This is a genomic window from Pseudomonas sp. TYF_14, from assembly GCF_043105275.1.
GTDB lineage: Bacteria > Pseudomonadota > Gammaproteobacteria > Pseudomonadales > Pseudomonadaceae > Aquipseudomonas > Aquipseudomonas alloputida.
Window position 1 is genome coordinate 180,162 of the sequence record NZ_JBICLK010000034.1, and the last position, 24,726, is coordinate 204,887.

At 62.9% G+C, this 24,726-nt stretch carries 18 protein-coding genes and 2 pseudogenes; 10 read left to right on the forward strand and 10 right to left on the reverse strand.

Going from position 1 to position 24,726, the window contains the following annotated elements; genetic code table 11:
• Nucleotides 1-8 precede the first annotated feature (8 nt).
• The 6 genes from ACF8O8_RS11365 (at nucleotide 9) to ACF8O8_RS11390 (ending at nucleotide 9,067) form a co-directional block, all read left to right on the forward strand.
• Complete coding sequence (locus ACF8O8_RS11365) at nucleotides 9-1,376, forward strand: NAD(P)/FAD-dependent oxidoreductase (RefSeq protein WP_392509703.1); 1,368 nt, start codon at nucleotides 9-11, stop codon at nucleotides 1,374-1,376.
• 89 nt (nucleotides 1,377-1,465) lie between these two features.
• Nucleotides 1,466-2,113 (forward strand): hypothetical protein, encoded by a 648-nt coding sequence (locus ACF8O8_RS11370; RefSeq protein WP_392509721.1) that lies wholly within the window; start codon nucleotides 1,466-1,468, stop codon nucleotides 2,111-2,113.
• Nucleotides 2,114-2,577: 464 nt separating this feature from the next.
• Nucleotides 2,578-3,999, forward strand: coding sequence for a DUF1329 domain-containing protein (locus ACF8O8_RS11375; protein ID WP_392509704.1), 1,422 nt, complete (start codon nucleotides 2,578-2,580; stop codon nucleotides 3,997-3,999).
• 25 nt (nucleotides 4,000-4,024) lie between these two features.
• Nucleotides 4,025-5,671 (forward strand): DUF1302 domain-containing protein, encoded by a 1,647-nt coding sequence (locus ACF8O8_RS11380; RefSeq protein WP_010953720.1) that lies wholly within the window; start codon nucleotides 4,025-4,027, stop codon nucleotides 5,669-5,671.
• A gap of 8 nt (nucleotides 5,672-5,679) precedes the next feature.
• Nucleotides 5,680-8,094, forward strand: a complete 2,415-nt coding sequence (locus ACF8O8_RS11385; protein WP_392509705.1) for an RND family transporter — start codon at nucleotides 5,680-5,682, stop codon at nucleotides 8,092-8,094.
• Between the two features lie 10 nt (nucleotides 8,095-8,104).
• On the forward strand, nucleotides 8,105-9,067 hold the full coding sequence (locus ACF8O8_RS11390; RefSeq protein WP_392509706.1) for a WD40/YVTN/BNR-like repeat-containing protein: 963 nt from the start codon (nucleotides 8,105-8,107) through the stop codon (nucleotides 9,065-9,067).
• A 116-nt stretch (nucleotides 9,068-9,183) separates the two neighbouring features.
• Here ACF8O8_RS11390 and ACF8O8_RS11395 read toward each other — a convergent pair whose 3' ends face one another.
• Nucleotides 9,184-10,053 carry a phytanoyl-CoA dioxygenase family protein gene (locus ACF8O8_RS11395; RefSeq protein WP_392509707.1) on the reverse strand — a complete coding sequence of 290 codons (870 nt, stop codon included), beginning with the start codon at nucleotides 10,051-10,053 and terminating at the stop codon, nucleotides 9,184-9,186.
• 238 nt (nucleotides 10,054-10,291) lie between these two features.
• Here ACF8O8_RS11395 and ACF8O8_RS11400 point away from each other — a divergent pair, with 238 nt between their 5' ends.
• Nucleotides 10,292-11,545, forward strand: a complete 1,254-nt coding sequence (locus ACF8O8_RS11400) for a CdaR family transcriptional regulator (protein ID WP_010953724.1) — start codon at nucleotides 10,292-10,294, stop codon at nucleotides 11,543-11,545.
• 58 nt (nucleotides 11,546-11,603) lie between these two features.
• Here ACF8O8_RS11400 and ACF8O8_RS11405 read toward each other — a convergent pair whose 3' ends face one another.
• The gene (locus ACF8O8_RS11405; protein WP_010953725.1) at nucleotides 11,604-12,170 is read right to left on the reverse strand and encodes a TetR/AcrR family transcriptional regulator; all 567 of its coding nucleotides are present in this window, start codon (nucleotides 12,168-12,170) and stop codon (nucleotides 11,604-11,606) included.
• A 94-nt stretch (nucleotides 12,171-12,264) separates the two neighbouring features.
• Here ACF8O8_RS11405 and ACF8O8_RS11410 point away from each other — a divergent pair, with 94 nt between their 5' ends.
• The 3 genes from ACF8O8_RS11410 to ACF8O8_RS11420 are packed head-to-tail and all read left to right on the forward strand — an operon-like array spanning nucleotide 12,265 to nucleotide 17,945.
• Nucleotides 12,265-13,398, forward strand: coding sequence for a MexC family multidrug efflux RND transporter periplasmic adaptor subunit (locus ACF8O8_RS11410; RefSeq protein WP_049586198.1), 1,134 nt, complete (start codon nucleotides 12,265-12,267; stop codon nucleotides 13,396-13,398).
• A 15-nt stretch (nucleotides 13,399-13,413) separates the two neighbouring features.
• A complete protein-coding gene (locus ACF8O8_RS11415; protein WP_392509708.1) occupies nucleotides 13,414-16,542 on the forward strand; it encodes a multidrug efflux RND transporter permease subunit in 3,129 nt (1,042 codons plus the stop codon).
• The gene (locus ACF8O8_RS11420) at nucleotides 16,542-17,945 is read left to right on the forward strand and encodes an efflux transporter outer membrane subunit (protein WP_392509709.1); all 1,404 of its coding nucleotides are present in this window, start codon (nucleotides 16,542-16,544) and stop codon (nucleotides 17,943-17,945) included. The genes ACF8O8_RS11415 and ACF8O8_RS11420 overlap by 1 nt, the downstream gene beginning before the upstream one ends.
• Nucleotides 17,946-18,027: 82 nt before the next feature.
• On the opposite strand, the gene ACF8O8_RS11425 is transcribed toward ACF8O8_RS11420, so the two are convergent.
• The 8 genes and pseudogenes from ACF8O8_RS11425 to ACF8O8_RS11460 form a co-directional block, all read right to left on the reverse strand.
• Complete coding sequence (locus tag ACF8O8_RS11425) at nucleotides 18,028-18,585, reverse strand: TetR/AcrR family transcriptional regulator (protein WP_010953729.1); 558 nt, start codon at nucleotides 18,583-18,585, stop codon at nucleotides 18,028-18,030.
• A 177-nt stretch (nucleotides 18,586-18,762) separates the two neighbouring features.
• Nucleotides 18,763-19,167, reverse strand: coding sequence for a phosphate ABC transporter substrate-binding protein (locus tag ACF8O8_RS11430; protein ID WP_392509710.1), 405 nt, complete (start codon nucleotides 19,165-19,167; stop codon nucleotides 18,763-18,765).
• Nucleotides 19,168-19,178: 11 nt separating this feature from the next.
• Entirely contained in the window at nucleotides 19,179-20,339 is a 1,161-nt protein-coding gene (locus ACF8O8_RS11435) for a hypothetical protein (RefSeq protein ID WP_061405631.1), read from the reverse strand.
• Nucleotides 20,340-20,368: 29 nt separating this feature from the next.
• Nucleotides 20,369-21,988, reverse strand: coding sequence for a methyl-accepting chemotaxis protein (locus tag ACF8O8_RS11440; protein ID WP_020191871.1), 1,620 nt, complete (start codon nucleotides 21,986-21,988; stop codon nucleotides 20,369-20,371).
• A gap of 592 nt (nucleotides 21,989-22,580) precedes the next feature.
• Nucleotides 22,581-23,261, reverse strand: coding sequence for a TetR/AcrR family transcriptional regulator (locus tag ACF8O8_RS11445; protein WP_010953733.1), 681 nt, complete (start codon nucleotides 23,259-23,261; stop codon nucleotides 22,581-22,583).
• 113 nt (nucleotides 23,262-23,374) lie between these two features.
• Nucleotides 23,375-23,520 (reverse strand): annotated as a pseudogene (locus ACF8O8_RS11450) (integrase); the annotation flags it as partial.
• A 46-nt stretch (nucleotides 23,521-23,566) separates the two neighbouring features.
• Nucleotides 23,567-23,686: pseudogene (locus ACF8O8_RS11455) on the reverse strand (integrase); the annotation flags it as partial.
• Nucleotides 23,687-23,784: 98 nt separating this feature from the next.
• A complete protein-coding gene (locus ACF8O8_RS11460) occupies nucleotides 23,785-24,699 on the reverse strand; it encodes a LysR family transcriptional regulator (protein WP_003253946.1) in 915 nt (304 codons plus the stop codon).
• Between the last annotated feature and the right edge of the window lie 27 nt (nucleotides 24,700-24,726).

A 24,726-nucleotide genomic window follows, 5' to 3' on the forward strand; every position in this document is an offset into this window, starting at 1 on the left:
TGACGCGAATGAATGCCTTGAACAATGCGGCCGATGGTGACTCAGCACCGTTGAAGTTTCGCGGTCTGGGGGGATGGGTAGAGCGACCGGCTGATCTGCAGCCGACCCTCGAAGGTGACGCGCAGGCCGATGTGATCGTGATCGGCGCCGGCTTTGCCGGGCTGTCGACCGCGCTGGAACTCAAGGCGCTCGGGGCGGATGTGATCGTGCTGGAACAGGAATTCGCCGGCTTCGGTGCCAGTGGCCGCAATGCCGGCTACCTGCTGGGCAGCATGGGCATCGAGTACGATATGTTCGTCAAACGGGTGGGCGTGGAGCAGGCCACGCAGTTCGTCAGGTTCTATGACGAGGCGGTGCCCTACGTGGAAGGTCGATTCAAAACCTTGGGTATCGACTGTGACTACAACCCTTCGGGCGTGCTCCGGGCAGGTGTTCATCCCAGTCAGGAGAAGCGCTTGCGGGAAAACATGGCGCTGGGTCAGACACTGGGGGCGACGAGCCGCTTCGTCGAAGGTGCCGAGATGCGTGCGCGGGGCATCCCCCCTGCGTTTCTGTTCGCCGCCGAGCAATGTGGCGGCACCTTGAATCCAGGGAAGTACATCGGCGGCCTCCGGCGCGCGGCCATCGAGGCGGGGGTGAAGCTCTACGAACGCACGCCGTTGCTGAGCTTCAGCGAAGGGCCGGTCATTACCTGCAAGACTGCCCATGGCCGTGCAACCGCCCCGGTGATGGTGCTGGCAACCAACGCCTATACCCCGCAGCTGGGGGTGTTGCGCAACAAGGTCGCGGCGATTCGGGTGTCGGCAATCGAAACCCAAACGCTGTCGACGCAGCAGTTGGCTGCCCTCGGCTGGCAAGGGCGGGAAGGGATCATCACGCCGCACTACACCATGGAGAGCCACCGCCTGACGGCACACGGCACGATGGTGTTGACCGTCAAGAAGCTAGGTTATGCCTACGGTTCGAAGACGCCCAATGTCCCGGACCAGGGCGCCTATGCGGCATTGGCGCAGGTACTGCGCGAGCGCTATCCGGCATTGCAAGGCCTTGGTGTCAAGCACTGCTGGAGTGGTTACGTCAGTGGCGCCTACGACTTCCTGCCGGTGATCGGTGCCATGGGCGCGAAACAGAATATTTACTACACCACCGGCTGCTCGGGCCACGGGCTGGGCACGCAATCGTTGATCGGCAAGCTGTTTGCCGAGCATATCAACGGCCAGGCGCCTGAGCTGCTGGCAGCACTGCAACACAAGACGCCGTCCTTGCTGCCTGAACCCTTGCAATGGTGCGCCGTACACGCTGCCTTTGCGGCGGCCAAGTTGCTGGATGACTGGACCGATAGAAAAGTGCGTAAAGACAAGGCCAGGAAGGGCTGATTGCAATTGATGTGCGTGTTCTATGCCCGTACGTGCAGAACTACGGCGCGACCCTTTTGACAGAGGCTGTTATCGTGGAACTCATAGATTTGTTTGCGTTGATCGCATGCGTGCTGCTGGTGATGAGTGGCTTGGGTTATGGTGTTGCATTTATCAGGCGCAAGAATTATTTGTTGGGCGTGGAGTTCTTGATTGTCGGTATTTCCGCAACAAACTTTACGACGTTCATCGCCACGGGGTGGCAAGCCAATTATAAAGTCGCCATCTTTCTGGATGCGTTTTCCCGCGGGGTCGGCGTGCCGGTTATTGCAACGCTCGGGTTGATGGCCGTGACGCATAATTATAAGCCGTCGCCGGTGAAGGACGTGATATTGTTTTTGGCCGCGTTTGCCGCGACTGCCCTTTACTACCTGTCGACGAGCTTTAAAGAGTTGCTGCCCTATTTCTATGTGTTGATGTGGTCGTTGTACACGTTGTTTCTGGTCTACTTTATCTGGCGGCTGGTACGTGCCGGCGAGTCGCTGCACGCGCTGGCCACCTTGCTGGGAGGGGCGGCGGGGCTGACGATCGCGCTGCGGTATGACTTCTTCCCGATCCCGGGGGATGATACCAAGATGATCTTCATGACCTGTGCCTTCCTGACCTGGTCCTATTCGATTGTGCAGTTGTTTTATGCCTATGGGGCACTTCAGCGCTCAAGGAAATTGCCCTCGCATGCCGTGCTCAATCCCAGCTAAGTTGTGGGGTAGGGCTCAATTGCTGGTGGGATGATTTGCTTTATAGCTGTTATTACTCCATGGCGGGCGAAAGCCTGCTTTTTTACCGCCCCCAGGGGCGGTTTTTTTATGGGCGAATCATTCGTGATGATAATCGGGTTGAATAAGCGAAAGGTATATTGGTTTCGGCGCGATAAGTGGCGAGTTGTTCACTTGGTGCACTACTAAAAAGCATCTTTTGGTAACACATGTTTCCTTACTTCCCAGTAAGGTGCAGGCGCCAGTCGCGTATTAGCCGATAAATAATTCCAACCAGCTGATTTGTCTCATGTAATCCACCTTTCAGGCATTCTGGCATGTGGCTTGCGTGTTGATCGCGTGACATGGTCAAGTGATCATGTCGCGTGATCAGGATGTAGCGGGCGCCGATCTTTCCACCGAAGGGTCGAGCAGCCGGTCCAAGCCCTTTGTTTGAGGATCCTCCAATGAAAGAAGTCACTGCACGGTCGGAAGGTGTCGTATCCGCCCGCCGTATTTTCAGGCAGCTGCTGGTTACCCTTGCGGCCACGACCGCGATCTGTTCGGTACAGGCTGCGCCCCAGGGGGCCGAGGCGCTGGGCGCGAAGTTGACGCCGCTGGGGGGCGAGAGCGCTGCCAGTTCAAGCGGGGATATTCCGGCCTGGGCTGCGCCAGGGCCGCAGGGGGCGGGCTGGAGCTACGGCCAGGTGCGCGGGGCGTATTGGAAGTTCAAGGGCGACAAGCCTCTGTACAGCATCGATTCGAGCAATGTGGCGCAATACGCGAGCAAGCTGTCGCCGGCCCAGCTGGAGTTGTTCAAGAAGGTGCCAGGCTATCGCATGGAGGTCTTCCCGACCCGCCGTACCTGTGATGCGCCGAACTTCGTGGCCGAGAACACGCGGCAGAACGTGGGCTTCGCCAAGCTCGACGCCACTGGCGTTGCCCTCGAGGAAGCCCATGTTCCGGGTATCCCGTTCCCGATGCCCACTACCGGTGCAGAGGTGATGTGGAACATGAAGATGCGCTATCGCGGCGTTGGCGTTGAAATCCCCCGGAGCATTTCAGGTATTTCTCCTCGCAAGGGCGGGGAATGGCTGCGCCAGTCGACCGACACCTTCTTCCTGACCCCCTGGGGCAAGAAGGGCAGTGCGCTTTTCTCGTCCTACGGCCGCCTGGAAAACGCGACCTTCTTCAACTATCTGGCGCCCGCTGCGCTGGCCGGTCAGTCCGCCGTGCAAACGGCTGTGGCCGGCGAGCAGGCCACGACCTTCTACTACTTCCCTGGCCAGCGTCGCGTGCGCCGTATGCCCTCATATTCCTACGACGCGCCTCAGATCGGCCTGGACAACCAGTACACCGTGGACGAGGCAAACGTCTTCTTCGGCACCATGGACCGTTTCGACTGGAAGCTGATCGGCAAGCAGGAGCTGCTGGTACCTTACAACGATTTCGGTGCCTACGACACCGCCGCCAAGGTAGAAGCGTTCGCCGGCAACGACTCGATCGCGCCGCAGTCACGTCGCTATGAGCTGCATCGCGTCTGGGTGGTCGAGGCCAATGTCCGCCAAGGCATGCGCCACCAGGCGCCCAAGCGCATGTTCTACATCGACGAGGACAGCTGGAACCCGCTGCTGGCCGTCGACTTCGACAAGCAAGGGCAGATCTGGAAGGTGCGTGAAGGGTTCTCGATTCCCGTTTACGAGACCGGCGCTTGCGACGTGCAGGCCCAGGTCCAGTACAACTTGGCCGATGGTCGTTACCTCTTCGACATGACCTCGATCGGGGCAGGCAAACACGATATTCGCTGGATCACCGAAGACAGTGGCAACCCTCGCCTGAAGCGCGACTTCTTCACCTCGGATAACCTGCGAGCCATCAGCGAGCGCTAAAACCGACGTCAGATCGAGAGCCAGCATGAAAAAAATAATTACGAAAGCGTCAGGCCTTGTCATCGTGTGCGCAACCCCGTTGGCAATGGGGTTCACCTTTGAAACCGAAACCCTCAATGGTTCCTTCGACTCCACCATCACCGCAGGCATGGGCCTGCGTACGGAGTCGCGGGGCTGCAACCTGATCAACCAGGGGCCGACCGGGCACAACGTGCCCTCCGGCTGCCTGGCGCAGAGCTCCGGTGTGGCGGACCAGGGCGACCTGAACTACGACCGCGGCGACATGTTCACCAACTACCTCAAGGGCACCCATGAGCTGTTGCTCAAGATGCCCGAGGACGTCACCTTCATGGCGCGTGGCACCTGGATCCGCGACTTCGCGGCCACCGATACCACCGGCACGCTGTCGTTCAATACCCCAGAGAGCGTCGGCAGCAACGGGCTGAGTGACGACGCCCGCGACGACCTCGCCTTCAAGGCCCGCCTGCTGGACCTGTGGGTGAGCAAAGGCTTCGACGTGGGTGGGCAGCGGGTCCGTGCGCGCCTGGGCAACCAGGTGATCAACTGGGGCGAGAGCCTGTTCGTGGCCGGTGGCATCAACAACACCAACGCCTACGACTACCAGGCCTTGGCGCGCCCCGGCGTGCAACTCAAGGAGGCCGTGCTGCCCGCGCCGATGCTCAGTGTTGCGTCAGGCCTTGGCTCGGGTGTCAACGTCGAGGCCTACTATCAGTTCCGCTGGAACAAGAGCGAGTTGCCGCCGGTGGGCAGCTATTGGTCAAACACCAACGCACTGGGCGAGGGCAGGGGAGACTACGGGTTCTCCGAAAAGGACGCCCGCGACAGCGGCCAGTGGGGCCTTTCGCTGCGCTGGCAGCCGGAAGACAGCGACATCAACTATGGCTTCTACGTGATGCGTTATCACGACAAGTTGCCGTCGTTGCGCGTCGCCATTCTTGACCCGAACACGTTCGCGGCGGCACCCACCTGGGAATACCAGGAAAACCGGATGATGTATGGCGTCAGTGCCAACATGCCGATCGGTGACTGGGCAGTCGGTACGGAGCTTTCTTACCGGCCGAAGGATTCGGTCATGCTCAACCCTGTCGTCGACCTGTGTTCCAGCAATGGGGGCAAATGCTGGAAAGACGAAAAGAAATTCCAGTGGCACCTCACCGGCCTTTACAGCTTCACGCCGTCCAACTCCCCGACGCTGCTCGATTTCACCGGGGCCAGCACGGGCACCCTGCTATCGGAACTGGTGGTCATCAAGTACCCCGGGCTGCATGACGAGGTCAATGGCGAACCACTCGCCCCAGGGCTCAATGCCTGGCAACTGGATCCTGCGACAGCGCCCAAGTCCCGTGGCGACAAGACCTCGTCGGGCATCAACCTGGACTTCAGCCTGACCTATGACGGCACGTTGCTGCCGGGCTGGCAGGTCACGCCCGGCGTCTTCTACTCGCGCTCGCTTGGCGGGCGAACGCCGAACCTGAGCGCCACCTTCACCGAAGACGCGAGCAGCATGAACCTGTACCTGAATTTCGTACGAAACCCGGCCAGTTGGCAGATTTCCCTCAACTACGCGAAGTTCATGGGCGGCGAAACCCCCTACGACCAGCTTTATCGTGACCGCGATTATGTCGGCATCGCGATTTCCCGCACCTTGTGAGGCCTGCCGTGAACGGTTCTGTAAAGCTATCTGAAGCCCCGGCACGTGGCCTGTTGTCACGCGTCGAGGGTGTGTTGTTCGGGCATCGTCGTCTGGTACTGGCGAGCCTGACGGTGTTCACGCTGATCATGGGCTGGTTCGCCGTGCAACTGCGTATGGATGCCGGCTTCGAAAAGCAATTGCCGGTAGGCCACGAATACATCAAGACATTCGAGGCCTACCGCAACGACCTGCTGGGAGCGAACCGGCTGACCATCGTGGTCAAGGCCCGACAGGGCGATATATGGAGCGCCCCGGGCCTGAAGCGGCTGTATGACGTCACCCAGGCAGTGACCTTCCTTCCTGGCGTGTCGCGCAGCAGTGTGCGGTCCCTTTGGACGCCCAATGCCTTCGTCAACGAAATCACCGAAGAAGGTTTTCGCGCGGATCCACTGGTACCGGGTACGGTTTCTCCCGATCACCTGGATGACCAGATCATCGCGACGATCGCCAACTCCACTGCCCAGGGTGGTTTCATTGGCACGCTGGTTTCCCGTGATCAGAGCAGCGCGATGATCACGGTGGAACTCAACGAGTACGACACCCATGGCGCCCACCTGGACTATGTGGCGTTCAACCACAGGCTGGAAAAAGAGATCCGTCAGCCATTCGAGGATGGCGAATTCGAAATCCAGATCATCGGTTTCGCCAAGCAGATCGGCGACATCGCTGACGGTGCTTCAGCCGTACTGGAGTTCTGTTTGCTTGCGTTGCTTCTGACCGCGGGGGCGGTGTACTGGTATTGCCACTCACTGCGCTTCACGCTGCTGGCGCTGGTCTGTTCGCTGGCCTCGCTGGTGTGGCAGTTCGGCAGCCTGCGCCTGTTGGGGTACGGGCTCGACCCGTTGGCGGTGCTGGTGCCCTTCCTGGTGTTCGCCATCGGGGTTTCCCATGGCGTGCAGCAAATCAACTTCATCGTGCGCGAGATCGCTATCGGCAAGAGTGCCGAAGAGGCGGCGCGCTCGAGCTTCACCGGCTTGCTGATACCGGGAACACTGGCCTTGGTGACCGCACTGGTGTCGTTCGTGACGCTGCTGCTGATTCCTATCCCGATGGTACGAGAAGTCGCCATCACGGCCTCCCTCGGTGTGGCCTACAAGATCATCACCAACCTGCTGATGCTGCCATTGCTGGCCTCCATGCTGCGGGTGGACGATCGCTATGCGGCTGCCCAGGAAGTTTCCCGGCAGCGCCGTACCCGCTGGCTGCGAGGCCTGGCCCGGCTCGCCGAGTGGCGTAACGCACAGTGGGTGCTTGGCGTGGCCCTGGTGGTGTTCCTGGTGGCGATCTGGCAAAGCCACGACCGGGTCGTCGGCTCGTTGCAGGCGGGTGCGCCGGAGTTGCGTGAGGACTCGCGCTTCAATCGCGATGCGGTCTCGATCGCCACCAGCTACGACATTGGCCTCGACTGGCTCAGCGTGGTTTTCGAAGCCAACCAGGGGGCCTCTGGTGAAGGCGAGGCGGCGGCCTGCGAGGATGTCGCGGCGGGTCAGTACCAGGATCGCTTCGTCTGGGCCATGCAGGGGGTGCCCGGTGTGCTGTCGGTGGCCTCCTTCTCCAGCAACATGCGTCAGTTCAACGAGGGGTACAACGAAGGCAATCCCAAAATGGCCGCGGTGCCCATCGACCCGATGAACTATGCCGCGCTGGCCACCGAGGTGGCGCGCACGCCCGGGCTGGTGCGTACCGACTGCAGCATGTCGGCGGTGCACCTGTACCTGGCCGATCACAAAGCCACGACCATCAACCGAGTGGTGGACGCCGCCAAGGCGTTTCGCAGCGACTATCCGCAGCCTGGCCTGTCGATCCGCCTCGCCTCGGGCAACGCCGGCGTTCTGGCCGCTATCAACGAAGAAGTGGAGAAGAGCGAAACTCCCATGCTGCTGTATGTCTATGCCGCGATCGCGCTGCTGGTGTTCGCCGTCTACCGCGACCTGCGGGCAGTGCTGGTTTGTTGCCTGCCTTTGACCATCGGCACCTTCATCGGCTACTGGTTCATGAAGGAACTGCAGATCGGCCTGACCATTGCTACCTTGCCGGTGATGGTGTTGGCCGTGGGCATTGGTGTCGACTACGCCTTCTACATCTACAACCGGCTGCAACTGCACCTGGCCCACGGCCAGTCGATCACCAAGGCGGTCGAGCACGCATTGCTCGAGGTGGGCGTTGCGACGATCTTCACCGCCATTACCCTGGCGGTGGGCGTGGCTACCTGGGCGTTCTCGGAGCTCAAGTTCCAGGCCGACATGGGCAAGCTGCTGGCCTTCATGTTCATCGTCAACATGGTCATGGCCATGACCGTGCTGCCGGCCTTCGCGGTCTGGCTGGAGCGGGTATTCCCACGTAAGCGCCCTGTGCGCATGATCGGCGCGCTGGTGCACTGAGGAGAGAAGCATGAAGTTCAGGGTTTCATTCACCGCGGCCTTGCTCGCAGCAGCATTGCCGCTGATGTCTCTTCAGGCCGCGCCGTTGCAGGCCGTGCCGGCCGTACAGGTGAGCAATGCCACGCAGGCCACCATGCTGGCCGCCGGCTGGGCGGGGGCGCGCATGGTGGCCGTGGGCGACCACGGTGTCGTGCTGTTGTCCGACGATCAGGGCCTGCAGTGGCGCCAGGCGAGGTCGGTACCGCTGTCCACATCATTGACGGGCGTGTCGTTCGTGGATGCCAAACGCGGGTGGGCGGTTGGCCACTGGGGCGCGATCCTGATCACCACCGATGGCGGGGAGTCCTGGCAGGTCCAGCGCCTGGCCACCGAAGAAGACCGGCCACTGTTCGCGGTGCACTTCTTCAATGCCCGGCAGGGTGTGGCGGTAGGCCTCTGGTCGTTGCTGCTGACTACCGAGGATGGGGGCCAGACATGGTCCGAGCAGCCGCTTCAGGCCCCGCCGGGGGCCAAGCGGGCCGACCTCAACCTGATGGGGCTGTTTGCCGACAGCCGCGGCACGCTGTACGCCACGGCCGAGCATGGGCAGGTACTGCATTCCGAGGACCAGGGTAAAAACTGGCGTTACCTGGATACTGGCTACGAAGGCACCCTGTGGGCAGGCGCGGTACTGGCCGATGGACGTCTGCTGCTGGGTGGCCAGCGCGGCACCCTGTTGCAGGGTTCAGCGGACGGCAAGGGCTTTCGCCGAGTGCCAACGCAAAGCAAGGGCTCTGTCACTTGCGTAGCGGTAGCCGGCTCTCGTGTGCTGGCGGTCGGGCTGGATGGGCTGAGCGTGCAGAGCAGCGATGGCGGGCACAGTTTCCAGGAAACGCAGACCGCGGATGGCCTTTCACTGACGGCGGCGTTGTTCAACGCCGAAGGTGTACCTGTATTGTTTTCACGCCGAGGGGTAATGCCCTACCAGGAGTGAAGGGTTGGCCACTCGCTCAGAAGCCAGGCATCGCAAACCGATGCCTGGCCTGTTTTCTTGCCTGGGCGAATGGGTGGTCGTGGCACCTTCAGGCCCAGGCAAGTCAACGCTGGACGCTAGAGCTGAAGGTAATCCGCCAGGTCTGCGTAGTTATGTTGCCAAAGGCCAGGGCTGCCATTGGGGTATTGGGAGCGGAAACCGAGGATCTTCTGTACCCGCGGAGAAAGCGTGCGCACCAGCTCGAGCGGCACGATCAACGGGTAGGCTTCTTCAGGCGTGATTATCGAAGCCTGCATCGGGATGGTCAGCCCGCGACGGTAATAGTCGGTGGTCACGTTGGCCCCGCCACCGTGAACGACCTTGCCGCCGAACAGCACGGCATCCCCGGCTTTCAACAGGGCAGGAATCGTCATCTCTGGGGTGCCGACATCGTCGAAGTCATCCCAGTCCTGGCTCCCGGGGATCAAGCGCGTGGCGCCGTTTTCCTCGGTGAAATCGGTCAGCGCCAGCATCAGGTTGGTGATGGCGCGTGGCGCATGTTTGTTCATGGCCACGAACGGTTGGTACTGCATCATGTCACGGTGCAGCATTTGCGCTTTGTTGCCTGGGCCGATTTCGATCAACTGGGCCGTGGTCAGCCACCAGTCACCGCACTCCGGGGCGTAAAGCACGTTCCCCAATTCGTGGAAGAGGTCGTCATCGAGGACTTCCTCACGAAAGGTCTTGCTGTGGGTGACGAGGTTGGTTAGCCGTTTGGTCTGATGGCCATGGAACTCGGCGATCAGCTCGTGCTCGTGCCTGGAGCCGGCATCGAGCGCGGCCAGGGGGGCGTCGAGTTCGTTGTTGATCCGTACGACTTGTTCAGGGGTCATGAAGTTGCGGATGATTACCGCACCTGCTTGGTCGCTCAGCAGCGCAATCTCTTGCGCGGAAGTCGAGCGGGTTACCACGGGCAGGCTTGGCGTGGCGTCGCGAGAGGCTGACATTGAGAACACTCCAGATTGAAAGGAACGGTTGCGCAGGCGGGTTGACGTTTGATCAACGGGCATCAGGAAACAGGCCTGCTTGCCACTGCGCTAAACCCAAAAAAGGGACATGAAGCGTCACGGTGCCTCCTTGTATTTTTTGTTCAGGCAGTGAGTTCATGCTAGGTTTCCACTGGCCCTACGCCAAGGTACGAACTGCACCATTTTCCAGCCGATTTTTGAGTGATTTGCACCGCCCATGACCAGCACGCCGTCGCCCTGGCCACGCCCCTCGGAAACCGTTCGCGAGCTTATGCGCAAAGGCGCCGAACTCGCTCAGGCGCTGCCAGCCGAGTGGGTCGAGCGCCTGAACCAGTCACTGTTCTCTTCGCCCGAAGATGCCAGGTTGCTGGAGGACCCGGTCATCCTCGCGGCGTGCCGGCGCGCCAACCGGGCAGAGTTGCTGCACTGGGCCAATGCCAACCTGCAGCGTCCTGGGGAGCCGGTGGAGCCCTATGTGTCTGCTGACATGGTGGACACGGCCAGGGAGCTCGCCCGCAGGGGGTTGTCCGAACTGCTGATGAATGTTGCAAGGTCGACACAGAACGCAGCCTGGGACCTGTGGATGAAGATGGCCTTCAGCCTGACGCAGGATCCCGCGGTGCTCGAGGAATTCCTGGAGGTCTCGTCGCGGTCGATCTCGGAATTCATCGACAGCAACATGCGCGTGGTGACGCAGATCATCCTCGAAGAAAAAAGCGCCCAGGCCCATGACGACCCTATCGATAAACGCAGCCTGGTCAGCCGGCTGCTCGATGGCAGGGATGTGGACGCGGAGCAGTTCGGCAGGCGACTGGGCTACAGCCTGGCTCAGAGGCACCATGCCTGCCTCGTCTGGAGCGAAACCCCGGACGCCGAGATTCGCCCCCTGGAAGACATGGCGCGTGCCCTGGCGCAGCTCACGGGCACGGTAGCGCCGCTGATCGTATTCGCGGGCCCTGCGACCCTGTGGGCCTGGAGCAATGCGGCAAAGCCGCTGGACCTGAATCTGCTGCAGGACGTCGCCCGGCAATTTCCGAAGATACGCGCGGCAATCGGTTCGGCGGGCGCGGGGATGAATGGCTTCCGGCGCTCGCACCTGGAAGCCTTGACCACCCAGCGGTTGATGGGCCGTTTGGCGGGTTCACCCGCCGTTGCCACGATCGATCAGGTGAGGATGGTGTCGCTGATGACCCAGGATGCCCGCGCGGCCAGGCAGTTCGTCTTGAGCACGTTGGGGCGCTTGGCGACCGAGCCCACGGTGCTTCAGCATTCGTTGCACGCCTTCCTGGCCAATGGCTGCAACATCACCCAGACCGCCGAGGTGCTGGGTACCCATCGCAATACCTTGCTGCGCCGGCTGGAGCGCGCCCAGGACCTGCTGCCTATCCCGCTTGCCGACCATCGCATCCAGATCGCCGCTGCCCTTGAGCTGGTGATCTGGAGCACGCCGCTCGATGACGCCGAGCAATAGCGTTCATTCCCTTCCTTTGACGCAATAGGTCTTCACGGCTGTTGCCCTGCTCGGGCGCTCAATAGGGCGCCCGCGTGGCAATGCCCTGTAGAAACGCGCTCTCCAGCACCGTTGCACACTCTCTTGGCGCGCGCCCCCGTTGGCGGGCGTCGACCATGCCATGCAACAGCGATACGAACATCTCGGTCAGCAACGCCGCGGTGACATCCGCTCGAAATACGCCTTGTCGCTGGCCGCTGGCAAACAACGCATCGAGCCTTTCCAGATAAAACCGCAGGTCGTGCTGCACGCTCATGTGCACAGGGTAACGGGAGGCCAGGAAAGCGATCAGTTCACCCTGGGCCAGGTGCGCATGAATCAGCTGACGCAACGCGGCCAGGGGCTCGCGGCAGGCCAGCGTGCCGCTGTTGTCGAGGATATGCATGAGCGTGTCTTTGGCGTGCTGTTCGAGCTGGCTATCGAGGTTGTCTCTCGTACCGCAGTAACGGTGCAGGGTTGCCCGGCTGATGCCCGCCAACACGGCCAGCTCGCCCATGGACGCTCTGGGTCGCAAGGCGGCAGCGGCATACAGGGCATTCACCAGCTTGGCGGGAAGCGTTGAAGGTGGAAAGTCTGAAGGGGTCATTAAGAGTCTTTTATGATTTTAATGAGACAATATTGACTCATGTGGGTTTGAAAAGTAGCATCCGCCCCGTTTTCAATCAAGGTTCGGGTGTGTGATGGGCAAGACAGGTTCGATAAGGGTGGGCGCATTGGCCATGGCGATCGCCTTGGCCGGGTGTGAGCCCGCAGCAGAGCAGGACGGTGCAGCCAATGCGAGCTACCCGGTGGAAATCGTGACATTGGCGCCCGAGCAGGTCGCCTTGGCGGCTGAACTGCCGGGCCGGGTCGAGCCGATGCGCGTCGCCGAGGTGCGGGCGCGGGTGCCGGGTATCGTGTTGCACAAGCGCTTCGAGGAAGGGGCTGACGTCAAGGCGGGGGATGTGCTGTTCCAGATCGACCCGGCGCCGTTCAAGGCCGCACTGGCCCGTGCCGAGGCTGACCTGGCCCGAGCCCAGGCCGTGCAGCAGGAGGCCCAGGCGCGGGTGAAGCGTTATGAGCCATTGGTCAAGATCGAGGCGGTCAGCCAGCAGGACTTCGACAGCGCCACCGCCGAGCTGCGCAGTGCCGGTGCGGCGGTGCGCTCTGCCCAGGCCGACGTGCAGGCCGCACGCCTGAACCTGGGCTACGCCACCGTCACCGCGCCGATCTCCGGGCGCATTGGCCGTGCGTTGGCCACCGAAGGCGCGTTGGTGGGGCAGGGGGAGGCGACGCTGATGGCGCGTATCCAGCAACTCGACCCGATCTACATCGACTTCACCCAGTCTGCCGCTGACGCACTGCGCCTGCGACAAGCGTTGAAGGACGGCGCACTTTCGGCCGACAGCCAGCGCCTGACCGCGCAAGTGGAAGGCACCGACTTCCAGCGCTCGGGCGAGCTGATGTTCACCGATGTGAGTGTGGACCGCGGTACCGGCCAGGTCATCCTGCGGGGGCGCTTCGACAACGCGGACGGCACGCTGCTGCCGGGCATGTATGTGCGCGTGCGCACGCCTCAAGGCACCGACAACCACGCCATCCTGGTCCCACAGCGTGCGGTTCAGCGAGGCAGCGACGGCCAGGCGCGGGTCCTGGTCGCCACCAATGGCATCGCCGAGGCACGCGCGGTGCGCACCGGCGTGATGCAAGGCTCGCGCTGGCAGATTACCGAGGGGCTGGAGCCGGGCGATCAGGTGATCGTCGGCAGCCCCGCAGGGTTGGCCCCCGGTATGCCCGTTGCGCCTGCGCAGAAACAAACGGCTGCCGCCCAGTGATGCGAGGGAAGTGAGTTGTCCAGGTTCTTCATCCATCGCCCGAACTTCGCCTGGGTCGTGGCGTTGTTCATTTCACTGGCCGGTTTGCTGGTGATTCCATCCTTGCCCGTGGCCCAGTACCCCAACGTGGCGCCACCGCAGATCTCCATCACCGCCTCCTACCCCGGCGCTTCGGCCAAGGTCATGGTGGAGTCGGTGACCAGCATCATCGAACAGTCGCTCAACGGCGCCAAGGGCCTGCTGTACTACGAGTCCACCAACAACTCCAACGGCGTGGCCGAAGTGATGGTGACCTTCGAGCCAGGCACCGACCCGGACATGGCGCAGGTCGACGTGCAGAACCGTTTGAAACAGGCCGAGGCACGCATGCCACAGGCGGTGCTGACCCAAGGGCTGAAAGTCGAGCAGGCCAGCTCCGGCTTCCTGCTGATCTACGCCCTGACCAGCACGGCCGGCAACCGTGGCGATACCACGGCCCTAGCCGACTATGCCGCGCGCAACATCAACAACGAACTGCTGCGCGTGCCCGGCGTGGGCAAGCTGCAGTTCTTCGCCTCGGAAGCGGCCATGCGGGTCTGGGTGGATCCGCAGAAGCTGGTGGGCTATGGCCTGTCCATCGACGACATCAACTCGGCCATTCGCGGCCAGAACGTCCAGGTACCGGCCGGCAGCTTCGGCAGCACGCCCGGTGCCAGCGAGCAGGAGCTGACCGCGACCCTGGCCGTGCAGGGCACCCTCGACACCCCGGAAGCGTTCGCCGGCATCGTCCTGCGCGCCAACCCCGATGGCTCCAGCGTCCGCCTGGGTGATGTGGCGCGCATGGCCATCGGTAGCGAGAACTACAACCTGTCGGCGCGCCTGAACGGCCACCCGGCGGTGGCCGGTGCGGTGCAGTTGGCGCCGGGCGCCAATGCCATCCAGACCGCGACGCTGGTCAAGGAGCGCTTGGCCGAGCTGTCGCAGTTCTTCCCCGAAGGTGTCGAATACTCGGTGCCGTACGACACCTCGCGCTTCGTCGACGTGGCCATCGAGAAGGTGATCCACACCCTGATCGAAGCCATGGTGCTGGTGTTCCTGGTGATGTTCCTGTTCCTGCAGAACGTGCGCTATACCCTGGTCCCGTCGATCGTGGTGCCGGTGTGCCTGCTCGGGACGCTGATGATCATGAAGCTGCTCGGCTTCTCGGTGAACATGATGACCATGTTCGGCATGGTGCTGGCCATCGGCATCCTGGTGGACGACGCCATCGTGGTGGTGGAGAACGTCGAGCGGTTGATGGCCGAGGAAGGTCTGTCGCCGGTGGAGGCGACCATCAAGGCGATGGGGCAGGTGTCCGGGGCGATCATCGGCATCACCCTGGTGCTGGCGGCGGTGTTCCTGCCGTTGGCGTTCATGTCCGGTTCAGTGGGGGTGATCTACCAGCAGTTCTCCGTGTCGCTGGCAGTGTCGATCCTGTTCTCCGGCTTCCTGGCCCTGACCTTCACCCCGGCGCTGTGCGCCACGCTGCTCAAGCCGGTGCCCCATGGCCACCATGAAAAGGCCGGTTTCTTCGGCGCCTTCAACCGTGGCTTCGCCCGTGTCACCGAACGCTATTCGCTGCTCAACAGCGAACTGGTGGCACGTGCCGGCCGCTGGATGCTGGCGTATGTGGGCATCCTGGTGGTGCTGGGCTATTCCTACCTGCGCTTGCCGGAGGCCTTCGTGCCGGCCGAGGACCTTGGCTATAGCGTCGTGGATGTGCAGTTGCCACCAGGCGCCAGCCGGGTACGCACCGACCACACCGCTGAGGCGCTGGAAAAGTTCCTGATGTCCCGTGACGCGGTGGCCAACTCGTTCATCGTCAGCGGCTTCAGTTTCTCGGGCCAGGGTGACAATGCCGCATTGGCGTTCCCGACCTTCAAGGACTGGTCGCAGCGCGACAAGGCGCAATCGGCGGAGGCGGAAACGGCAGCGATCAATGCACAGTTCGCCGCCAACGGCGACGGTGCCATCACCGCCGTCATGCCGCCGCCGATCGACGGCCTGGGCAACTCCGGTGGTTTCGCCCTGCGCCTGATGGACCGTGGTGGCCTCGGGCGCGAAGCACTGCTCGCGGCCCGTGACCAGTTGCTGGCGCGTGCCAACGGCAACCCGGTGATCCTCTACGCGATGATGGAAGGCCTGGCCGAAGCACCGCAGCTGCGCCTGCACATCGACCGGGAAAAGGCCCGAGCCCTGGGCGTGAGCTTCGAGGCCATCAACAGCACCTTGGCCACCGCCTTCGGATCGGCTGTGATCAACGACTTCATCAATGCCGGGCGCCAACAGCGCGTGGTGGTGCAGGCAGAGCAAGGCGAACGCATGACCCCCGAAAGCGTGCTGCGCCTCTATGCTCCCAATGCCAACGGCGAGCAGGTGCCGTTCAGCGCCTTCGTCACCACCCAGTGGGAGGAGGGCCCGGTGCAACTGGTGCGCTACAACGGTTACTCGTCGATCCGCATCGCCGGCGACGCCTCGCCGGGGCACAGTACCGGGCAGGCAATGGCCGAGATGGAGCGCCTGGTCAGCGAGCTGCCGCCAGGTATCGGCTACGCCTGGACGGGCCTTTCCTACCAGGAGAAGGTCTCCAGCGGCCAGGCTGCCAGCCTGTTCGCCCTGGCCATCCTGGTGGTGTTCCTGCTGCTGGTGGCGCTGTACGAAAGCTGGGCGATCCCGCTGACGGTGATGCTGATCGTACCGATCGGTGCCCTGGGCGCGGTGTGGGCGGTGACGCTCACCGGCATGCCCAACGACGTGTACTTCAAGGTCGGCCTGATCACCATCATTGGCCTGGCGGCGAAGAACGCCATCCTGATCGTCGAGTTCGCCAAGGAACTGTGGGAGAAGGGCTACAGCCTGTGCGACGCCGCCATCGAGGCCGCGCGCCTGCGTTTCCGTCCGATCGTGATGACCTCCATGGCGTTCATCCTCGGCGTGGTGCCGCTGGCCATCGCCTCCGGCGCGGGTGCGGCAAGCCAGCGCGCCATCGGTACCGGCGTGATCGGCGGCATGCTCAGCGCCACCTTGCTGGGCGTGGTGTTCGTGCCGGTCTGTTTTGTCTGGGTGTTGACGTTGCTCAAGCGCAAGCCTTCCCCGGTGCAACAGGCTGTCGAGGAGGCAGAGTGATGATCATGGTCAATCGTGTGCTTCCTATCGTCCTGGCCTTGACCTTGGCTGGTTGCTCCCTGACGCCGACCTATCAGCGCCCCGAAGCGCCGGTGGCGGCCGAATGGGGCGATGCAGCCGGCCATACTGGCCACTCGGTGGAGCAGTTGGACTGGCAGGCATTCATCGTCGACCCAGTGCTGCGTCAGCTGGTCGGTACCGCGCTGGACAACAACCGCTCCTTGCGCCAGACCCTGCTCGACATCGAGCAGGCCCGTGCGCAGTACCGGATCCAGCGGGCCGACCGTGTGCCGGGCTTGAATGCCAGCGCCTCCGGTAATCGCCAGCATTTGCCTGCGGCGCTTTCGAGCGATGGCCGCGAGGGTGTCAGCAGCACCTATCAGGTGGGCTTGTCGCTGCCGGAATACGAAGTGGACCTGTTCGGCCGCGTCAAAAGCCTGAGCGATGCGGCCCTGGAGCAGTACCTGGCCACCGAGGAAGTCGGGCGTGCCGCACGCATCGCCCTGATCGCCGAGGTGAGCCAGGCCTACCTGGCCTTGGACGGCGCCGAGCGGCGCCAGGCGCTGACCCGCCAGACCCTGGCCAGCCGCGAGGATTCCCTGGCGTTGGTCGGCCAGCGGCGCGCCGCCGGCACGGCCACGGCGCTGGACCACCAAGAGGCGCTGGGGCTGGTCGAGCAGTCCCGTGCCGAGCTCGAAGTCACCGTGCGCCAACAGCGCCAGGCCTACAACGCGCTGGTGCTGTTGCTGGGCAGTGCCGAGGCGGCCAAGGCGATGCCCGCTGAACGCCCGGATGAGCCGATGGTGCTCAATGACATTGTGCCGGGCGCGCCGTCGGCATTGATCGAGCGCCGCCCCGATATCATCGCCGCCGAACACCGGCTGCGCGCGCGCAATGCCGATATCGGCGCGGCGCGGGCAGCGTTTTTCCCGCGTATCAGCCTGACCGGCAGCTTTGGTACCGCCAGTGCGCAGATGTCCGGGTTGTTCGACGGTGGCTCGCGTAGCTGGGCCTTCATGCCGCAGCTGTCGCTGCCGTTGTTCGACGCCGGGCGCAACCGTGCCGGGCTCAGCCTGGCCGAGGCACGCAAGGACTCGGCCGTGGCCGCCTATGAAGGCGCGATCCAGGTCGCCTTCCGCGAAGTGGCCGATGCGCTGGCCGCCACCGACACCCTGCGCCGCGAGCAAGCCGCGCGGCGGGCCCTGGCCGACACCAGCCGCGAGACCCTGACGCTGGCCAAGGCTCGTTACGAGGGTGGGGTGGACAACCATTTGCGCTACCTGGACGCCCAGCGCAACAGCTACGTGAACGAAGCAGCCTTCATCGAAGCCAGTACCCAGCGACAACTGGCGTTGGTCGACCTGTTCCGCGCACTCGGCGGCGGCTGGCCGAGCAAGGGCTGAAACAGCCTCCTTTGGTTGGCTTGTCCAGCCACTTGGCCCCAGGGATCGATGCCCTGGGGTTTTTTTGGCTGGTGAAGGCAGGTCAGCGAGCGGGTGCCGCAGCACCGTCGAGGAAAAGCAGCTCCAGCGTTTGCACGGACGTCGCGCTGGCCGCCCGCCCGCGTCGTTCGGCATCGACGATGCCGTACACCATGCTCAGGAACATTTCGGTGAAGATCGCCGCGCTGATATCGATACGGAAAGCCCCCGCCTGCTGGCCGCGCAGGAAGAAGGCATCCAGGGCGTCGGCATAGGCCCGCCACGGGCGGTTCGTCTCGCTGTCGTCGAACGAGTCCGGGCGGTACTGGAAGAGCAGGAAGATCATCATCTCGCGATGCTTGAGGTGCTCGACGATGAGGCGATGCAGGGCTGCGGTCGGGTCGCTGCCGTGCAGGTCAGCGTTGCCGATGACCTGCGTCAGGACCTGGTCCCCATAGCTTTCCAGCATGTTCACCAGGTTGTCACGGGTGCCACAGAAACGGTGCAGGGTCGCCTTGCTCACGCCCGCCGCCTCGGCCAGCTCCTTCAATGTGGCTCGGGGGTGGACGACGATCGCGTCGGCCAGCGCTTTGAGCAGGCGCTCATCGGTAGGGAGGTGCATCAGAAGATTCCACACTGCATATCGTGCGGGCATTGTGAATGAAAACGGCTCATAGGGCACCCATTTGAGCAAATAATGGCTCAATCAAGGCTCGCAGGTCGCAGCCCTGCAGGGGCTTGCCTGCGAGCGCCAGGCGCTGCCTCCCCCGGTATGCCAGGTCAGGGGAGGCGGCGAAGCTCAGGGCAGGGTGAAGAGCACTTTGACCTTGTCGTTGACGGCAGAGGTGTCGATATAGCCGATGGCATTGGCCTCGCTGCCCACCTTGGCGATCACCGCGGCGTCATCGTCCACGCTCTGCAGCGGTTGCCCCTTGCCCGTGAACACCAGGCCTGACCAGTACGACTTGAGCTGGGATTCGTTCTTGTTGGTCAGCGCGCTGTAGAATCGTTCCTTGGTGGGGTTCCAGCCTTTCTGGTCGAGGCCCCTGAGGCTGGTGTCCTTGCCCAGGAATATGTTGGCCACCTCGGCCTGGGACGGTGCGGCGCTGGCGCCGGCATTCATGATCACGGCCACCTCGGCACTGGCCAGGGTGCTGGCTGTGGCCAGGGTTGCGCCGAACATTGCGGTGAGGAGTGGTTTCATATGGGCGCTCCTTAGAAGACGAAATCGACGCCGACGCTGACAATGTCGCCGTCGTAGTTGCGCGAAGGAGTGCCGGCGGTACCGTTGCTGGCCGCGAAGACTGCATGGTCGAAGGTCTCCTGGGCGTTCTGCACGAAGGTGCCGCGGTAGCCGTTGCCGCGCGTGTCCACCCGCTTGTACTCGCCCTTGAGCACCAGGTTCGGCGCCAGGTTGTAGTTCATGCCGTAGGTCCAGGAGCTCTGGCGGCCAGCGTCTTCGTCGAGCTGAGCGTAGGTAAGGTGGAGCAGCGCGTCGCCAAAACGGCGCCCGCCCATGAGGTAGAAGGCATCGATGCTGCCTTGCTGGTCGCCTTCGGTGTTGTTGCTGGTCCACTCGTTCGAGGAGACCCAGGTGCCGTTGTCGTACTGGTAGCCGATGGACGCGAAACCGCCTTTCTTGCGGTTCAGGCTCAGGAAGTCGACCTGTGTAGGCGAGCCCCCTGGGGCGACGACCGAGGCGCTGAGGTTCGTGTCGATGTCCGCTTCGGCGTACCCGAGACGCAGCGTGCCGAAGTCATAGGTTTCCAGGCTGACGTTCGCCGCGAAGATCTTCTTGTAGTCGATGTCGTACAAGTCATCCATGGCGAACAAGTTGCGGTTGGCGGCCTGGCCGCCTGCCACCTGGAACGTCACGGAGCCGATGCCGGTGGTCACGGTGTAGAGGGCATCGGCACCTTCGTAGTTGCTCAGCTGGACCTGGCTGTAGACCTCATCCGGCAGCCGCAGCCAAGGGTGGGTGACACCGACGTCGAGGGTTTCGGAATACATGTAGATCGGCAGGCGCAGCCGCCCTACGCGCACCGTCAGGCCTTCGGTCGCTTTCCAGGAGAGGTAAGCCCACTCCAGGTTGCCTTTCCAGGTGTCCTGTTCCGGCTTGAGGGTGCCCTGCACGGTCACCCCCAGCGTGTCGGTGAGCCCATATTGGAGCTGGCCACCCAGCCGGGAGAGCTGGTCACCGCGCCAGGCGTCCGTTGTCTGCCCGCTGATGCCGAAACTGCGCCCTTTGTCCTCGCCCCCCAGGTGGGTGAGGCCGGCGGTGCCGAAGCCGTTGAATTGATAGTCTCCCTGGTCCAGGGCCATTGCTGGGGTGGTCGCGATAAGGCCTGCGATACCGAGTGCTCTAATGCCTTGCATGCTTCAACTGCTCTCGTGGTGGGGAAGGTTCAAATGCGAAACTGAGCGGTGGCGCTGCGAAGGTGGTTGCCCGTACCGACCAATTGCTCGCCGAGCCGTGCGGTGGCGTCGGCACCTTGGGTGGTGGCCTGGGTGTCCTGTTGCAGCCTCTCGGTGTCTTGCTGGATCGAACGGGAAAGGCCGATCTGCTCGTTGGTGAAACGGGCGATGCCGGCGTTTAACTCATCGATCTGGCGAACGGCCCCGGTAATCGCCTCCAGGGTCTGCGTGGCATGTTCAGAGCGCTGAATGCTTGACCTGGCCTTTTCGCCGTTCAGGTTCATCGCGTGCAAGACACTGCTGGCGCTGTTTTGCAGGCGCTGGATGATGTCTTGGATCTGCGCGGTGGAAGCGGTCGTTTTCTGGGCCAGGTTGCGCACCTCATCGGCGACCACGGCAAAGCCCCGCCCTTGCTCGCCAGCCCGTGCCGCTTCGATGGCGGCGTTCAGGGCGAGCAGGTTGGTCTGTTCGGCGATGCTGCGGATCACCGTCAGCACCGAGCCGACGTGCTGGGTTTCTGCTTCCAGTTGTTCCATGGCCTGCACCGAGCTGAGCACGCTGTTGCCCAGGTCGCCGATGCTCAAGGACAGGCTGTCGATGTTATGCCTGGCTTCGTTCGCTTGACGCGCCGCGGCGCTGGCTTGCTCGGAGGCCTGCTCGGAGCGCTGCGCCACTTCCTGAATGCTATTGGTCATGGTGTCTATGTCACGGCTGATGGACTCGGTGCGCTCTTGCTGTGAGCGCGCACTGTCCTCCGCGCCCTGGGTGAGCCGGTGCAGTTCGCGGGACATCTGCTCCAGGGGCGCTGCGGTTTCGATGACCTGGCGCAAGGTGCCTTGCAGGCTGTCCAGCAAACCGTTGAACAGGCCGATCATCTCGCCGATTTCGTCTGAGGAGTCGACCTGCACGCGGCGGGTCAGGTCGCCATCGCCGCTGGCAATGGTCTTGAGCGATCCGATGACGCCGCGGACATTGCTCATGACCTGACGAATCACCCAGGCCGCGCTGGCGCTGACCACCAGCAGCAGGCAAAAACTGAGCAGGTAGCCGACGCGCGTGGTGGTGGCGTTGTCGGCGCGGACTTGGGTCAAGCTGCTCTGGAAGTCGGCGTAGGCGTGGCTGCGAAACTGCTCGCCGAGCGCCTGGGCGTTCTTGAGGTCGCTGGCCATGCGATCAAAATGGGGGCGTAAATCATCGAACGCCGCCCCATCGAGCAGTTGCCCGGAGGAGGCGAACGCGTTATCGGCGTAGCGCTTGATCGCCGCCGACCAGGCTTGAATTTCCCGGTGTCGGTCGGCCCGTTCAGCGGTCAGCGGTTCCAGGTCGCGCAGCCGCGCATGGACGTCGGCCAGCACGTCGCTCGCTTCATCCAAGGTGTCCCGCTCGCCCGCTGCCACGGCGCTGTTGAGCAGGCCGGGCAGGCGGGAGAACTGGAAGATCACGTTGTCGGCAGCTTCCAGCGTTGGGTAGCGCTGTTTTTCGAGCGACACCAATCGGTTGTCGTTGTCGTCCAGTTGCACCGCGGTGTAGCCCACGAACAGCAACATGCCGAACAGGGCGATGGCAGGTGGCAGGAAGAGTTTCAAGGTGAGCGGAATGTTTTTGAACATGGGCTGTGCGGGCCTCGTCGGGACGAAGGGCAAATTGCAGGCAAGCAGGGCCGCAATAGCCGGTGCGCTTTTGGCAGGGCGTGCTATCGCGACACGTCGGACAAAGGGCTGTCCTTCGACAGCGTAAGTTGGCGTTACGTGATCATGGCGCCCCTCCGTGCCCCGTTGCGAATTGGCCGCCCGATTGCGTGGAGGGTCAGGCCGAGGCCAGGTTTGGAGAGGTGGAGGAAGGTGAGGTCGTCAATTTCAGGCAACCTGCGTCTTTGTGGAATAAGGATCCGGTAGCCCTGGCATGCCTGCTCGGACCGCGACAGCGCCTTGGTGCTAAAGCCCATTTTCGCTCCTGCCACTTGGTTGTGTTTTATTTGTTATATCAAGTGTTTTGTAAAATACAGGAGTTTTGCTTACATGCAAGACGCAATGGCGCCAGAGCCTGCAAAAAGCAGGGCAGGCGCTATCGGGGCCTGGTGCTTGGGTTGGATCGGCAAGGCGCGGGGCGGCAGTTGCGCGACGACGGAAGGCGGCGAAGACACGAGCGGTTTGGTGGGGGTGACGCCTTCCAGGGAAGGCGCCGGGTCTACCGGGAGGCGACTTAGGACTTGGCGGTTTTGGGTGGAGAAATCATGACAATGAAGGCGTCAATCAAGGCTTTCCCGCGCTCTGCGCTAACGGGTTCGGACTCGAAAGGCAGCATCATGAGCCAGCCATCACTGAACGCGGCAATGTGATCGGCCAACACATCGGCCGGCACATCTTCACGGATCTGGCCCTGGCGCTGGCCGGCCTCCAGCACCGAAGTGGCCACCTCGCGGAAGTTGGTATAGCGCTGCTTGATGACACTGGCGAACGCGGGCTGGTGCCGGGCATGGGTGAGCAGTTGCAGCCATGCAAGCCAGTTGCCTGGCTCGTCAAGGCTGATCCATTGGTGCCACTGCTCAATAAGCGACTTGATGTCGACCTGATCGAGGTCGATGTCCAGCAGTGCGTCGACTTTGTCGAACAGGGTCTGCGCAACGGCACTGACCATTTCTTCCTTGTTGGCGAAGTAGTAGGTCACCGCGCCTGTGGTGCACCCGGCGTGCTGCGCCACCTTGCGCATGGTGGCACCGGCATAGCCTTCTTGCGCGATCACCGCGATCGCCGCCGCCAGCAACTCGGACCTTTTGGCGTCGCGATCGCCAACCGGGCGCCCACGACGGGCAAGCGGTTCGGATTCGCTTTCATTGGCCTTGGCCTTGGCGTTGGGAGCAGTGCGGGGGTGTACTTCAGGCATAGGGGGGCGGTTTCATCGGTCAAACAATAGAAGCGGCAGTTTGCCACAGCACAGCCGACGCGCGCGATGTCAGTGGGGGGCGAGGTTCGTGCTTTTTACCTACCGGCTTTGTGGGCCAAGTGAGCGACGATGAACTGCATTGCGACCTCGGTCGGTAGGGGCCGTCGCCGAGCGCCCGGTGATAGCGCAGTTGAAGCCAGGCCGACCAATAGGCGAGGGCGCTCTGGTAGCTGCGCACGGTATTAGCCGCCGTGCCCTGCGAGGACGCCTCGACCGCGGCGCCACTGCATCCACCGCCAGTGGCAGCGCATTTTCACCAACTCTCCAGGGCGAACCGGCAGCATCACCAGCAGGCGCATCGCGATGCTTATACTGCTCGGGCTAAGTTCATCCAGGCGCAGCAAAAACTCCCCCAAATCGGCCGGTGGTATGACTCACCCACATAGGTTACAAATCAGTTCACGCACATAGGTAACAGTCTTTAACTGGCAAGGTCGGTTTTCTGGATCTCAGTGGAAGCCTGTCACAAGCTATCGGGATCCCCAAAGAACATCTGTATCCGCGACCGCAGCCACCGCTCCGCCGGGTCATTGTCCTGTGCCCCGCGCCAGGCCATGTGCAGTTCGAAACTGCGCACGGGTATCGGCAGGTCCTCGGCCCGCAAGCCGCCGGCGGCCGTCAGTGCATCCGCCGTGTAGTCCGGTACCGTAGCCACGATATCGGTGCCTGCCAGCAAGCTCCCCAGCCCGTTGAACTGCGGTACCGCCAGCACCACGTGGCGCTTGCGGCCGATTTCTTCCAGGGCTTCGTCGATGAACCCGGACAAGTCCCCGGCAAACGACACCAGCGCATGGGGCCGGGCGCAGAAGTCATCCAGGGTGATGCTGCCGGGTACGCTGTCGGCGCGCAGCAGTTTCGGCATGCTGCGGCGCAGCACCTTGCGCTTGGCGTTGGCCGGCAGTTCGCTGGTGTAGCTGACCCCCACCGAAATCTCGCCCGAGGCCAGCAGGGTTGGCATCAGCAAGTAGTTGACCCGTCGCACCACCAGCACGATACCGGGCGCCTCGGCGCGAATGCGCTTGAGCAGTTGCGGCAGCAAGGCGAACTCGGCGTCGTCCGACAGGCCGATGCGGAACACCGCATTGCTGGTGGCCGGGTCGAATTCGGCGGCGCGGCTGACTGCAGTGGAAATCGAATCCAGTGCCGGTGACAGCAGGGCGAAGATCTCGTGGGCCCGTGCCGACGGTTCCATGCTGCGCCCTGTGCGCACGAACAACGGGTCATCGAACAGGTTGCGCAGGCGCGACAGCGCCGCGCTGATGGCCGGTTGGCCGAGAAACAGTTTTTCTGCGGCACGGGTCACGCTGCGCTCGTGCATCAGCGTTTCGAACACGATCAGCAGGTTGAGGTCTACACGACGCAGGTCGTTTCGATTCATCGGTGCGCTTCGCCTAATGTGGGGCAG

Bases quoted from the DNA above. Each gene is read 5' to 3' on its own strand.
- ACF8O8_RS11405 (WP_010953725.1), bottom strand. From the start codon at position 12,170: ATGACCCCTTCAGACTTTCCACCTTCAACGCTTCCCGCCAAGCTGGTG.
- ACF8O8_RS11365 (WP_392509703.1), top strand. From the start codon at position 9: ATGAATGCCTTGAACAATGCGGCCGATGGTGACTCAGCACCGTTGAAG.
- ACF8O8_RS11375 (WP_392509704.1), top strand. From the start codon at position 2,578: ATGAAAGAAGTCACTGCACGGTCGGAAGGTGTCGTATCCGCCCGCCGT.
- ACF8O8_RS11460 (WP_003253946.1), bottom strand. From the start codon at position 24,699: ATGAATCGAAACGACCTGCGTCGTGTAGACCTCAACCTGCTGATCGTG.
- ACF8O8_RS11430 (WP_392509710.1), bottom strand. From the start codon at position 19,167: ATGAAACCACTCCTCACCGCAATGTTCGGCGCAACCCTGGCCACAGCC.
- ACF8O8_RS11445 (WP_010953733.1), bottom strand. From the start codon at position 23,261: ATGCCTGAAGTACACCCCCGCACTGCTCCCAACGCCAAGGCCAAGGCC.
- ACF8O8_RS11435 (WP_061405631.1), bottom strand. From the start codon at position 20,339: ATGCAAGGCATTAGAGCACTCGGTATCGCAGGCCTTATCGCGACCACC.
- ACF8O8_RS11380 (WP_010953720.1), top strand. From the start codon at position 4,025: ATGAAAAAAATAATTACGAAAGCGTCAGGCCTTGTCATCGTGTGCGCA.
- ACF8O8_RS11395 (WP_392509707.1), bottom strand. From the start codon at position 10,053: ATGTCAGCCTCTCGCGACGCCACGCCAAGCCTGCCCGTGGTAACCCGC.
- ACF8O8_RS11420 (WP_392509709.1), top strand. From the start codon at position 16,542: ATGATCATGGTCAATCGTGTGCTTCCTATCGTCCTGGCCTTGACCTTG.
- ACF8O8_RS11410 (WP_049586198.1), top strand. From the start codon at position 12,265: ATGGGCAAGACAGGTTCGATAAGGGTGGGCGCATTGGCCATGGCGATC.
- ACF8O8_RS11400 (WP_010953724.1), top strand. From the start codon at position 10,292: ATGACCAGCACGCCGTCGCCCTGGCCACGCCCCTCGGAAACCGTTCGC.
- ACF8O8_RS11440 (WP_020191871.1), bottom strand. From the start codon at position 21,988: ATGTTCAAAAACATTCCGCTCACCTTGAAACTCTTCCTGCCACCTGCC.
- ACF8O8_RS11390 (WP_392509706.1), top strand. From the start codon at position 8,105: ATGAAGTTCAGGGTTTCATTCACCGCGGCCTTGCTCGCAGCAGCATTG.
- ACF8O8_RS11425 (WP_010953729.1), bottom strand. From the start codon at position 18,585: ATGCACCTCCCTACCGATGAGCGCCTGCTCAAAGCGCTGGCCGACGCG.